The organism is Diplocloster hominis (assembly GCF_032380655.1).
Classification (GTDB): Bacteria; Bacillota; Clostridia; order Lachnospirales; family Lachnospiraceae; genus Diplocloster; species Diplocloster hominis.
The window spans coordinates 23,680-37,135 of the sequence record NZ_JAWDIY010000047.1; the positions used below are offsets into that span (position 1 = coordinate 23,680).

Below are 13,456 nucleotides of genomic sequence, written 5' to 3' on the forward strand. Positions count from 1 at the left end.
TGTAATGGTTGGCAAACATATTGGCAGTAGACGATGAAGAGATGATCCTGCAGTTATTGAAAAATGCGTTACAAAAAGACGGACATACCGTATCGGTCTATCACTCGGCCGGACAGGTCCCTTTGGACACGGTGAAACACTTTGATTTAATTATATTAGACGTGATGATGCCGGACATAGACGGTTTCTCATTTTGCAGAACGATCCGTGATTACGCAGACTGTCCGGTCCTGTTCCTGACGGCTAAAACAATGGAAAATGATATTACTTATGGATTGGGATTGGGGGCTGACGATTATTTGACAAAACCGTTTCGTGTGGCGGAGCTTTGTGCCCGTGTGAACGCACATTTGCGCCGTGAGAAGCGGGAACGGCATCATTCATTAAACTTTGACCATATCCGGATTGATTTGTCGGCCAAAGAAATCCGGGTTGACGGTCAGCCCCTGGCATTGACAAAAAGCGAGTATTTGATCTGTGAATATCTGGCCAGAAACAAAGGGCAGGTATTTTCGAAAGAACAGATTTACGAAGCCGTTTTCAGCTTTGAAGGGGAAAGCGATAATTCGACCATATCAACTCATGTGAAAAATATAAGGGCAAAGTTCGGCAGGGCGGGAGCTGCGCCGATCGCCACTGTATGGGGTATTGGATACAAATGGGATTAAAGAAAAAAACATCATTACGCAGAGAGTTCTGGAAATTTCTGGTCTGGCTGTTAACCGGCCTGGGAATAGCGGTGGTTGTTCCCTACTGTATTTTAGTTTTAGGGATAAATATGGGGATTGCGACTTTTGCCGATAACAGTGAACGGCAGACAAAGGCCCTGGTTCCTGCCCTGACTGCCACGCCTGATGTCACAGATATTCTATTGCCGGCCGGGACAAACTATCTGCGGCTGGATAAATCTTATGGATTCATTGACACGAATATGAGTGAACAGGAATATAAGAAGGCCATGGACTATGCAAAAACAGGGCAAATGGAAACCGGCGGAAAAACGCAGTTCCTATTCGTGAACCGGGAAGAGGAATACCTCATTCTGCAATACTATATCGGTTCCCAGTTTATAAATCCATGGTTGGATGAACACCTGCCGTCACCGGAGATCATACTGGCTGCTGCAATTATATTTAACTGTTTGATGGTATGCATTTTTTTAACCACCATTTTTTCAAAAATGCTGCGTAAAGAATTAACGCCCCTATTTGAGGCGACAAAAGAAATAGAGCGTCAAAACCTGGATTTCCATATCCGCCAATCAAAAATAACAGAATTTGAGCATGTACTGCAATCCTTTGACAATATGAGGAATAGTCTGAAAAAATCATTAGAGCAGCAGTGGAGAACAGAACAATCCCAGAGAGAACAAATCGCGTCCCTGGCTCATGACTTAAAAACTCCGCTGACGGTCATTCAGGGTAACATAGATTTACTGGATGGAACAAACCTTGATGAAGAGCAGCAGCTGTATACTCATTACGCCATGGAAAGCTCCGAACAAATGAAGAAATATATCAAACTATTGATCGAACTGTCAAAAGCATCGCTGGGATATGAGCTGCATAAAGACAAAGTAGAGCTCCTGCCTTTTTGGGACCATATCCGGTCGCAAGCCGAAATCCTGTGCAAAGAAAATCAATTAACCGTAGTATCCGTAGAACAGGATATAGAGCGGACAATTACTGTTGATGCCATGCTTTTGGAGAGGGCCGTCATGAATTTAATTTTAAACGCTTCAGACTATGGCCCTGAAGATACTTCCATTTATCTGGAAGCCGTTGTAAAAGAGGGAGTTTTCGAGATTAGCGTCACCGACTGCGGCCCAGGCTTCTCAGATGAAGCATTAAGACGCGGGCAGGAACGTTTTTACAGGGGAGACCAAAGCAGAGGTTCAAAATTTCATTACGGAATGGGTTTATACATCGCCGATTCCATCGTGAAACAGCACAACGGCAGACTGATCCTCAAAAATTCCCAAAAGACTCACGGGGCCCAGGCAGTTATAAAGATTCCGCTCATACCAATATAACGAAATTAACAAAAACAAACTAAGCAAAAAACATTAAAAGAACATACAAAGAATATTCAGAAAACATTCTCTGTATAGAAAGATAGAATTTCCATATACTAAACAAAAAAGAACCATGGTAAAAAGTGGTTCTTTTTGTTTAGAATGGGAGGCCCAACATGGGAGAATATCTTAAGGCAAATTGGAACAGCAGAGGAACAGAAAGTATGACAGACCGGGCCGATGGGAATCAAAAGGATGGTCCGTCAAACAACGAGCCGGACAGGCAGAGTGAAAGCCGGGATGAGAAAAAAGACCAGGAATTAAAGAAAGAGCAGGATCAGGAGCAGCTGATCCGGGAAGCGGGACAGATGACTTTGGATGAAAACGCCAAAAACTACAAAATCCATCTGTTAAGCATCATCGGTGAAATAGAAGGGCATGAATGCCTGCCCGCCAACACCAAGACGACCAAATACGAGCATGTGCTGCCCCAGCTGGCGGCCATCGAGGACAGCCAGGAGATCGAAGGACTTTTGGTCATCATTAATACCGTAGGCGGAGATGTGGAAAGCGGCCTGGCGATCGCAGAAATGATCGCGTCTCTGAGTAAACCCTCCGTATCCCTGGTTCTCGGAGGCAGCCACTCTATAGGAGTCCCTTTAGCAGTAGCCACCGAATACTCCTTCATTGTCCCCACCGGAACCATGATCATACATCCGGTCCGTATGACCGGAATGGTAATCGGAGTCCCACAGACCTACGATTATTTTAAAAAGATCCAGGACCGCATCGTAGGTTTCATCGCCTCTCACTGCAATACCACAGAAGAGCGGCTGGAACAGCTCATGATGGAAACCGGAATCCTCACCAAGGATGTGGGAACTATCCTGGTAGGTCCCCAGACCGTAGATGAGGGTATCATTAACGAAGTCGGTGGAATCAAGGAAGCGATGGGAAAATTATATGCCATGATTGAAGAGAGGCGGGGAGTTGACTAAGGGCCGGGATGAGAGGGAAAGTGCGGGGCCGGGCAAAACCGGGCGGGAACTTTCCCTCCATCCCTGCGTTACGAAAGGCCCTTTATCTTGTTCAGCAGGATTTGGGATGTCATAACTATACCGGCCTTTGTTTACCTTACCCTCATGATAAGTTAGTAATGAAAAGGAACTTTGACTTTACTATACAGAAAGCGCAGTATAGAAAGCAAACATTTGACATTACCATACAGGAATACTAGAATAATAGAATAATTAAAAATAATTCTATAACTATATAATATTTATAGTTCATAATTATATTTCATAACTATAGTTCATATTTATAGTCCAGCTATCCAAAAAGTGATCCAGGCAATACAGTAATTATGAGGTGTTTAAATGAGAAAAATATATATTGATAAGACGGAAGAAGTAAGCTGCACAGCGGTCTACATAAAAGACACGGAGATAATACAAGCTGGAACCACCATTTATTCCATGCCGGTCAAGGAGAAAAACGCGGAATATCAAAAATTCGCCGACGAATACGACATACACTTTATATTTGAAGACGGTCTGCCAGAGATAGATTTCTACACAATCCCGCGTGTTGATATCATGGCAGTGGACAGCTGCGGAGGATACATAGGAACAATTGGAGAAATCTGTGATTTAGAAAGCGATGCACCCATATGCTACATTGACCAAAACAGGAACTGCCACTTAATCGCTAAAAACGGTAAAAACTTTCTAAAAACAGCAGATTCATGGAAAACACAATTAAAGCCATACAATGAGGTAATATTCTACCATTCAAAAGAAGAAGCAAAAAAGAACCATGAATTTTTAGATATGAGTACGATAACTACAGTGGAAACCGACGATTCCCACAAAATTCCCACATAAACCCAATCCCCTAACACAAATAAAATCTAAAAAACATAACTACTATACAACACCCGCGCAACGGGCCCATTGAAAACAAGTTAGTCATAAAGCAGGGATGGGAGGGAACGGGCGTACCCGAACGGAGCCAGGCGGGAAAACTCGTGGGGACAAATCACTTGAGGCCGGGCCTTAGAACGGCTTACGCAGAAGGCAGGAGAACCTCGCAGGGCCTGGAACACTGTCCGAGCCGTCCTTTGGCGAGTTTGTTCCAGGCCCTGCCAATAAGAGGTTCTCCTGCTTTCGGAGTTAGCCGTTCTTAGGCCCGGCCGAAGTGATTTGTCCCCACGAGTTTTCCCGCCTGTCTCCGTTCGGGTACGCCCGTTCCCTCCCATCCCGGCCCTTAGTCACCTCCCCCAAAGCCCCATCCCAAGCCCACCCCAAGAGGATCACAAGGAGAGCCACGGAAATTAGCACAGTAAATTATTCCGTGACAGCCGCCCCGTTCGATGCTATAATTAATACATATGCGAAAGTGAAGGTACACAGGAGGAGAGAACATGACATTATGGCAGTCACTGCTTATGGGCCTGGTCCAGGGATTGACGGAATTCCTGCCCGTCAGCAGTTCCGGTCATCTGGCCATCTTGAAAAACTTACTGGGATTAAAGTTGGAAACAGGGTTGTTGTTCGATGTCATTTTACATCTGGGCACCCTTCTCGCCGTATTTATCGCGTTTTTCAGGGATATCCGGAAATTGATCGTGGAGGGCTGCGGCATCGTGGCCGACCTGGTGAGGAACCTGATCATTTTCTTTAAAAAAATCGGCGGAGCCAACCACAGTTACATACGGGTCGTGCGGACGAATTACCGGAAATTTGTAATACTGGTGATCGTGGCCACGATTCCGACAGGAGTCATCGGTTATGTGTCGCGGGACTTAGTGGAGATCGTCGGAGCTGGGCTTTTGGTGCCTGGTATCTGTCTGATGATTACCGGGGTACTGCTTTTGATTGCCGATGCCACCGGTGGCGGAAGAAAAGTACCGAAGGACGTAAGCTATACGAATGGGTTCTTAATCGGAATCTGCCAGGGAATTGCGGTGCTGCCCGGGATCTCACGGTCAGGGACCACGATTTCGGCGTGCCTGCTGAGTGGATTTGACCGGAAGTTCGCGGTGAAGTTCTCATTTATCATGTCCATTCCGGCGATCTTAGGCGCTGCCGTGCTGGAATTAAAAGATCTGGATAAAACCATGTTCCAGTCACAGGAGATCATCAACTATGCGGTAGGAGCGCTTGTGGCTGCTGTGGTGGGATACATCTGCATAAAGACCATGCTGGTCGTGGTCCGGAATAAAAAATTTAAGTACTTCTCCATTTACTGCTTTGCGGTAGGACTGCTGGCAGTGGTTGGAGCCCGTTTTATAGTATAGGAGGAACCTGACAATGGCTTCACAATCGAGTAGAAAGCGCAGCACGACGCGGTCGAAAGCAAATACGAAAAAGAAACGTGCTGCGAAACGACGGAATAAAAATAGCCCGATCGGAATGGAAGTGGCCGTTTTATTTTCTCTGGCGGTTGCCATATTTCTAATGATAAGCAATTTTGGAGTGGGCGGTTTTGTTGGTAAGACAGTCAGCTCCTTTTTCTTCGGATTATTCGGCTGGATGGAGTATATATTTCCGGTCATTCTGTTTTTAGTGATCGCATTCTGTATTTCCAACAAGGACAACGGTATCGCAAAGTTAAAGGCGGGAGCGGGAGTACTGCTGTTCCTGCTTTTATGCGCATTTATTCAGCAGGTGGCCGTAGGCTATTCCAAGGATACGCCCTTTCAGGAGATATACCGGCATGCGTCTGAGCGGGCGGCCTCGGGAGGGCTTACGGGCGGACTGATTGTAAATCTGTTAAGCCCCGCACTGGGTACCGCAGGCGTCTATATTTTCCTGGTCATCTTAATGATCATCTGCCTGGTGGTCATCACCGAGCGCTCTTTCCTGGGCGGTGTTAAAAAAGGCGGAAAGAAGGTCTACGATTCCGCGAAGGAGGATGTGGCCCGCAGGAAGGAACGCGCCGCTGAAAAACGCGAAGAGCGGGAGAAGCGGATGGATAAAAAGGTATCCGGAGTTTCTTTGAATACAAAGATAGACAAGAAGGAACAAAAAAAGCAAAAGGAAGAAAGCGCGTTAAAAGAGCTGACCATGGAGGATGTCAAAGAGGCAGAGCTGCTGGATCAGTTTGATTTTCATATTTTTGAGCAGGAGCAGATGCCGATACCGGACATGGAGCCGGAACCGGTGGTATTCCCGGAGGTAGCGGCTGAGCTTCAGGAAGAGTTAGAGCAGATACCGGCCGGAACTGTGAAGAGTCCTGATCAAAGAGCCGGGGAGCATGTCGAAGAGGTGCCGGATTCTCAGAGCTATCCGCATAATCAATCCCGCAGCCCAATCCGGAACCAGCCGCTGACACAGTCTGGGAAGGCAGACGGGGGGATTCAGGAAGAAAATGTAGCAATGCAGACGGAGAAGGAACTGGCACAGGCGTCGGCGGTGTTCAAGGTAGAATATGTGTATCCGCCCTTCCGGCTGTTGAAGAAGGGGAACGGGGGCAGATTCGGCGACTCCGAACGGATGCTCAAAGAGACAGCTTTAAAACTGCAGCAGACGCTGCATAATTTTGGTGTAAATGTGACGGTGACGAATGTCAGCTGCGGACCGGCAGTTACCAGATATGAGCTTCAGCCGGAGCAGGGGGTAAAGGTCAGCCGGATCGTAAATCTGGCGGATGATATTAAGTTAAACCTTGCGGCGGCGGATATCCGGATCGAAGCGCCGATTCCCGGAAAAGCGGCGGTGGGGATCGAAGTTCCGAATAAAGAAAACAATCCTGTCATGTTGCGGGATCTGCTGGAAACCGATGAGTTTCAGAAACATCCCTCCAAAATCGCTTTCGCGGTCGGAAAGGATATCTCCGGACAGACAGTGGTTACAGACATTGCCAAAATGCCCCATCTGCTGATCGCCGGTGCCACTGGTTCCGGTAAATCAGTGTGTATCAATACGCTGATCATGAGTATTCTCTATAAAGCAGGGCCTGAAGATGTAAAACTGATCATGATCGATCCGAAGGTGGTGGAGTTAAGCGTCTACAATGGTATTCCCCACCTGTTCATACCGGTGGTTACCGATCCGAAAAAGGCTGCGGGCGCGCTGCACTGGGCGGTGGCGGAGATGGAAGACAGGTATCAGAAATTCGCTGAACGTAACGTCCGGGATATCAAGGGGTATAACGCGAAGATCGCGTCCATCGAAGACATCGAGGATGAAAACAAACCGCAGAAACTGCCGCAGATCGTGATTATCGTGGACGAGCTGGCGGATCTGATGATGGTCTCTCCCGGTGAGGTGGAGGAATCCATCTGCCGTCTGGCCCAGTTGGCGCGGGCGGCCGGCCTGCATCTGATCCTGGCGACCCAGCGGCCCAGTGTGAATGTCATCACAGGTCTGATTAAGGCAAACATGCCTTCCAGGATCGCATTTTCCGTGACTTCCGGTGTAGACTCCAGAACCATTATCGATATGAACGGAGCGGAAAAACTGTTGGGGAAAGGGGACATGCTCTTTTATCCCACCGGATATCAGAAACCCATACGGGTGCAGGGGGCCTTCGTATCCGACCGGGAAGTGGGAGATGTGGTGGAATTCCTTAAAAAGCAAAATACCGCTGCGGCCTACGATCCCAGCATAGAGAGCCGGATCAACAGCGCGGTGTCCGGCGGCGGAGGAAGCGGTGCGGCACAGGACACAGGCAGCGCGCGGGATGTATATTTTGAGGAGGCCGGTAAATTTATCATAGACAAAGACAAAGCATCTATCGGGATGCTGCAAAGACAGTTCAAAATCGGTTTCAACCGTGCGGCCAGGATTATGGACCAGCTGGCGGAAGCCGGGGTAGTCGGGGAGGAAGAAGGCACTAAGCCCCGAAAGATCCTCATGTCGATGGAAGAATTTGCAAATTACATAGAAGAATATGTTTAACTCATGGAAAATGATGTCAAAGGAGGCAGTAAGTTATGAAAACGGATATTCAGATTGCGCAGGAAGCCAGTATGGAGCCCATTCAGAAGGTGGCCGCCGCACTGGGAATCGAAGAAGAGGACCTGGAATTTTATGGGAAGTACAAGGCGAAGATCTCGGATGAACTATGGGAAAAGGTGAAAGACCGGCCCGACGGAAAACTGATTCTGGTGACTGCGATCAATCCCACATCTGCCGGCGAGGGAAAGACCACCACCACAGTGGGATTGGGCGAGGCCTTCGGGCGGTTGGGAAAGAAAGCGGTGATTGCCCTTAGAGAGCCCTCTCTTGGGCCCTGCTTTGGCATCAAGGGAGGCGCGGCCGGCGGCGGATATGCCCAGGTAGTGCCTATGGAGGATCTGAACCTCCACTTTACCGGAGATTTCCACGCCATCACTTCCGCGAATAATCTGCTGGCCGCTTTGCTGGACAATCATATCCAGCAGGGGAATGCGCTGGGAATCGATACTAGACAGGTGGTATGGAAACGCTGTCTGGATATGAATGACAGGGTCCTGAGAAACGTGGTCGTGGGACTGGGCAGCAAAGGGGACGGCGTAGTCAGGGAAGACCATTTTGTCATCACCGTGGCGTCCGAAATCATGGCTGTGCTGTGCCTCTCCAATGATATGGAGGATCTGAAACGGCGTCTGGGGCGTATGATCGTCGCCTATACAAGAGAGGGAAAACCGGTAACCGCTGAGGAACTTCATGCCACCGGAGCCATGGCCGCTCTCCTGAAGGACGCGCTGAAACCGAATCTGATCCAGACCCTGGAGCATACACCGGCTCTGGTCCATGGAGGGCCGTTTGCGAACATCGCCCATGGATGCAACAGTGTGAGAGCCACAAAGACAGCGTTGAAGCTGGCGGATTATGTCGTCACGGAGGCGGGCTTCGGCGCGGACCTGGGTGCGGAGAAATTCTTTGACATCAAATGCAGGAAAGCGGGACTTAAGCCGGATGCCGTCGTGCTGGTGGCAACGGTACGCGCATTAAAATATAACGGGGGTGTCCCCAAGGATCAGCTGAGCCATGAAAATCTGGAGGCCCTGGAAAAAGGTATCGTCAATCTGGAGAAACATATAGAAAATCTACAAAAGTATGGCGTTCCGGTTGTCGTAACCCTGAATTCCTTTCTCACCGATACAAAAGCGGAAATCGATTTTGTAGAAAAATTCTGTAAAGACAGAGGCTGCGAATTCGCCATCTCCGAGGTATGGGAAAAAGGAGGAGAAGGCGGTATTGCGCTTGCGGAAAAGGTTTTGGAAACCCTGTCTGCAAAAGAAAGCCATTTCCGGGTGCTGTATGATGACCAGCAGCCTTTGGCGGCAAAGATCGAGACGATAGCCAAAGCGATCTACGGCGCTGACGGCGTGGTATTCTCCGCTGCGGTGTCAAAAGAGCTGAAGCATCTGACGGAGCTGGGCTTTGGAAATCTTCCAGTCTGTATGGCGAAGACCCAGTATTCCCTGTCGGATGACGCTGCCTTGTTAGGAAGGCCGGAAAACTTCACAGTCAATGTGAGGGAAGTATATATATCAGCGGGTGCCGGATTTGTGGTAGCGATTACCGGGGCGATCATGACGATGCCCGGGCTTCCGAAAAAACCGGCTGCAGACAGCATTGACGTGGATGAAAGCGGAAAAATAACAGGTTTATTCTAGGAGAAAAAGGAGTGAATGGGAATGGCACGAATGATAGACGGAAAGATGATCTCCCAGCAGATCAAGGATGAGTGTAAAGAAGAGGTGGCGGTTTTAAAAGAGCAGGGGAAGAGCATCTGCCTTGCCGTAGTGCAGGTGGGCGCCGACCCGGCCTCCTCCATCTATGTGAATAACAAGAAAAAAGCATGCGCCTATATCGGAATCGAGTCACTATCTTACGAACTGCCGGAAGAGACCACGCAGGAAGAACTGCTGTCCTTAGTAGAGAAGCTCAACCAGCAGAATGATGTGAACGGAATCCTGGTACAGCTGCCGCTGCCGGCACACATTGATGAAGATAAAGTGATTCGGACCATCTCACCTCTAAAGGATGTGGACGGTTTTCATCCGGCCAGTGTCGGTGCCATGTGCATCGGCCAGCCCGGATTTTTGTCCTGCACACCGGCCGGTATTATCCAGCTGCTGAAGCGCTCTGGCGTGGAGATCGCAGGCAAGGAGTGCGTGGTGATCGGGCGAAGCAATATCGTCGGGAAGCCTATGGCTTTACTGCTCCTTCGGGAAAATGGGACGGTCACGGTCTGTCATTCAAAGACCAGAAATTTAAAAGAGGTGGCAAAGCGCGCGGATATACTGATCGCGGCCATAGGAAAACCCAGAATGATCAATCATGAATATATCAAAGAAGGAGCCGTAGTCATTGACGTTGGCATACACAGGGAAAATGGTAAAATGTGCGGGGATGTGGACTTTGCCGATGTGGTGGACCATGTCAGCGCGATCACCCCTGTTCCGGGAGGCGTAGGGCCGATGACGATCGCCATGCTGATGCGTAATTGCGTAGAATCAGCGAAAAGATAGAAGGAACAGGCGGAAATGACCATGCTTTGTAAAAAATGCGGGGCTAAGCTGAAAGAGGGACATGTGTACTGCGAGAAGTGCGGGGAACCTGTGCAGATCGTACCGGATTTTAATCCGCTGGATGAAGCAGTACTGGAAAATGTGGCCGGTATGATGAACCCGGAGGAAAAACCGGCCTCAGACCGGAAAACTATACAGGAGAAACCTGTACATACCCATTCGCAGCCACAGGCCAAAACGCTGACCCTGCGAAGAAAATTATGGATCCTGGGAATATCAGTGACGTTACTGATTACAGGAGGTGTGGCAGGTTTTCTCACCTACAGGAGTAATTCCTATACCTATCAATTCCAGAAGGCGCAGGAATACAGGGAGAGACAGCAGGCCGGCAGGGCGGTCGAATATCTGGAAAAGGCGATGGAACTAAAGCCTGAGGATCCGGCGGCTTATGAGGCGCTGGTTGAGATTTATACGGAGCAGCACGAAGATGAGAAGGCAGTTGTTGTGCTGGAGCATATGATAGAACAGGGCCTGGCAACGGTGGAGGAATACGAGGAGCTCATTGGGTTTTATAAAAAGGATGGACGAATGAGTGATATTCCCGATCTGATCCTAAGCTGTACGGACCAGAATATCAGGAAAGAGCTTTCCATCTACATGGTGCCCGCTCCTGACGCCGATCTGGCCCCCGGGATCTATTACAAGAATGTGGAGATTGAACTGCTGGCGGACAAAGGAGAGATCTATTATACCTTCGACGGCTCGCAGCCCACCCACAAAAGCCATCTGTATATAAGACCCATCATGCTGCGGGAAGGGAAAAATACCATCCGGGCGGTGGCAGTCAGTGAGGACGGCTATTACAGCCAGGATATTACACTGGAATATGAGATAAAACTGGATCAGTAAAGAATTCCGTCGTGGAAACAGAAACTCCGGGCCGATATATCGGATGTAAAAGGGGCTGTCGGGAAATAAAATTAGCATACCAGATAATTGCTGTGAAACCTGCAATTATGTTCCATATCTGATATGACTGATTCATTTCCTGACAGCCCTTTTTCTTAGCTTCTTATGCTGGTCTTAAAATTTATGTACTACTCGTGAATAAATTCGATCAGATCCACATCCATTTTACCTATTCTGGCCAGAGAATAGACATCCAATCCCTGCTCCTCCAGTTTCTGCCTTCCGGGCTGGAAGGATTTCTCGATCAGGATGCCGATACCGGCGATCGTAGCATGCGCTTTGCGGATTAACCGAACCGCGCCTGTGGCGGCTTCCCCGTTAGCCAGAAAATCATCCACGATTAGAATGTGGTCATTTTCTGATATGTAATTCTTGGCCATGGTCAGCTCGTAATCCACTCCCTTGGTAAAAGAGGTGACTTGTGTCTGCCATACATCGGTTTTCAGGGTCTTGGAAACCTGTTTCTTCAGGATTACCATGGGAACCCCTAATTCCTGAGCAGTGTAGACCGCCGGAGCAATACCGGAACTTTCAATAGTGAATACTTTGGTAACACCTTGTCCGCGAAAATGATCCGCCATATCCTTTCCCATTTCATACATCAACTGCGGGTCGACCTGATGATTAATAAAGCTGTCCACTTTCAGTATTGATTCATTTAACGCGTGTCCTTCTGCCAGAATTTTTTCTTCCAGTAATTTCACGATTTTCACCTCTTAATTTAATGTTGTTTTCATCATATCACAGATTATATAAAAAAGGAATCCATAAGAATATGATCCGAATCAGGAAAAATATTTCTCCTTAATCACCGATACCGGCATGTCCTGCCCAGTCCAGATCCGAAACGCCTCCGCCCCCTGGTACAGCAGCATATACAAGCCATTAAAGACCTGACATCCGCGCTCCTTGGCCATCTTAAGCAGCCTGGTCTCCCTGGGATTATAGATCACATCCGAGACGATCAGATCCGGCCGCAGCATTCCGGAATCCGGGATAATGCAGCCATCCACATGAGGACTCATTCCAACCGACGTGCCGTTAGTCAGGATCGCGCTATCCGCGATACTATTTTTAAGCATCCGGTCATCCGGCAGCTCATACAGCGCAGCCCTGCAGGACGTCTGGGTATTCAGCTTATCGATCAGATTCTGTGCACGGGGCCAGAACTGATCCTTAATACTGAACAGATCGATCTGTACCACGCCGTCCAGTGCTGCCTGCACGCAGACCGCGGTAGCCGCGCCGCCGGCGCCCAGCAGAGTCATCTTTTTTCCTATAATATCATGACCGGCATCTTTTACCGCACACATATACCCCACACCGTCCGTATTATGCCCGGTAAGTACCCCATTGTCATTGACAACCGTATTCACTGCGCCGATCATCTGCGCCGCAGGGGAAAGCCGGTCCGCCAGTTCGCACATCCGGTTTTTATCCGGCATCGTCAGATTAAAGCCCCTGACATTCAAAACCCTCAGGCCTTCCACTGCGGTTTTCAAGTCCTCACAGCCCACATCGAATGCCAGATAAACATAGTCCAGTCCCAGCCGCGCAAACGATTCGTTATGCATCATGGGAGAAATACTATGGGCAACCGGGCTGCCCAATAAGCCGGTTAACCGGGTATGCCCGGTAATCTGTTTTTCCATGTTTCCCACTCCTTTTCCAGAATTATATCCATCTTAACCAAATCCTATCTTTATGTCAATGGGGAGATACTAAGGGCTGCTGAGGGCTGCTGTTGAGGGCCGGAGTGTGCAGGAGCAAGGAGGACTTCCGGGAAGGGGGAACAAAAGGAACGGGTGCCGAATCGCTTCGTCCGTGTCTAAGAACGGGTAACTCCGAAGAGGACGAAACCTCTTATTAGCAGGACCCGGGGCAAACTCGCCAAAAAGCGGCTCAAACAGTGCCCCGGGGGTTCTTTCTGAGAGTTGGGTATAGCCTGGTAGCCGGAATGCCCGCAACCGGCTTAATGTATAAGTATGCGGGCATTCCGGCTACCA

The 13,456-nt window shown here is 48.9% G+C and carries 11 protein-coding genes; 9 read left to right on the plus strand and 2 right to left on the minus strand.

The features are described 5' to 3' along the window. Positions 1-8 precede the first annotated feature (8 nt). The 9 genes from ABC831_RS24200 (at position 9) to ABC831_RS24240 (ending at position 11,390) form a co-directional block, all read left to right on the plus strand. Positions 9-668, plus strand: a complete 660-nt coding sequence (locus ABC831_RS24200; protein WP_343250642.1) for a response regulator transcription factor — start codon at positions 9-11, stop codon at positions 666-668. After that, positions 659-2,032, plus strand: a complete 1,374-nt coding sequence (locus ABC831_RS24205; protein ID WP_343250643.1) for a HAMP domain-containing sensor histidine kinase — start codon at positions 659-661, stop codon at positions 2,030-2,032. The genes ABC831_RS24200 and ABC831_RS24205 overlap by 10 nt, the downstream gene beginning before the upstream one ends. A gap of 158 nt (positions 2,033-2,190) precedes the next feature. Next, complete coding sequence (locus ABC831_RS24210) at positions 2,191-3,012, plus strand: ClpP family protease (RefSeq protein ID WP_343250644.1); 822 nt, start codon at positions 2,191-2,193, stop codon at positions 3,010-3,012. Positions 3,013-3,390: 378 nt separating this feature from the next. After that, on the plus strand, positions 3,391-3,897 hold the full coding sequence (locus tag ABC831_RS24215) for a hypothetical protein (protein ID WP_343250645.1): 507 nt from the start codon (positions 3,391-3,393) through the stop codon (positions 3,895-3,897). 539 nt (positions 3,898-4,436) lie between these two features. Next, a complete protein-coding gene (locus tag ABC831_RS24220; protein WP_343250646.1) occupies positions 4,437-5,312 on the plus strand; it encodes an undecaprenyl-diphosphate phosphatase in 876 nt (291 codons plus the stop codon). Between the two features lie 13 nt (positions 5,313-5,325). Beyond that, positions 5,326-7,917: an FtsK/SpoIIIE family DNA translocase gene (locus tag ABC831_RS24225; RefSeq protein WP_343250647.1), complete on the plus strand. Its 2,592-nt coding sequence runs from the start codon at positions 5,326-5,328 to the stop codon at positions 7,915-7,917. A 35-nt stretch (positions 7,918-7,952) separates the two neighbouring features. After that, positions 7,953-9,623 (plus strand): formate--tetrahydrofolate ligase, encoded by a 1,671-nt coding sequence (locus tag ABC831_RS24230; RefSeq protein ID WP_343250648.1) that lies wholly within the window; start codon positions 7,953-7,955, stop codon positions 9,621-9,623. Positions 9,624-9,644: 21 nt separating this feature from the next. After that, positions 9,645-10,481 carry a bifunctional methylenetetrahydrofolate dehydrogenase/methenyltetrahydrofolate cyclohydrolase FolD gene (gene folD / locus ABC831_RS24235; RefSeq protein WP_343250649.1) on the plus strand — a complete coding sequence of 279 codons (837 nt, stop codon included), beginning with the start codon at positions 9,645-9,647 and terminating at the stop codon, positions 10,479-10,481. Positions 10,482-10,502: 21 nt separating this feature from the next. Next, the gene (locus ABC831_RS24240; RefSeq protein WP_343250650.1) at positions 10,503-11,390 is read left to right on the plus strand and encodes an FN3 associated domain-containing protein; all 888 of its coding nucleotides are present in this window, start codon (positions 10,503-10,505) and stop codon (positions 11,388-11,390) included. A 188-nt stretch (positions 11,391-11,578) separates the two neighbouring features. Here the strand turns inward: ABC831_RS24240 and ABC831_RS24245 are convergent, their stop codons facing one another. Next, complete coding sequence (locus ABC831_RS24245) at positions 11,579-12,154, minus strand: xanthine phosphoribosyltransferase (RefSeq protein WP_343250651.1); 576 nt, start codon at positions 12,152-12,154, stop codon at positions 11,579-11,581. An 81-nt stretch (positions 12,155-12,235) separates the two neighbouring features. Further along, positions 12,236-13,102: a shikimate dehydrogenase gene (locus tag ABC831_RS24250; RefSeq protein ID WP_343250652.1), complete on the minus strand. Its 867-nt coding sequence runs from the start codon at positions 13,100-13,102 to the stop codon at positions 12,236-12,238. Between the last annotated feature and the right edge of the window lie 354 nt (positions 13,103-13,456).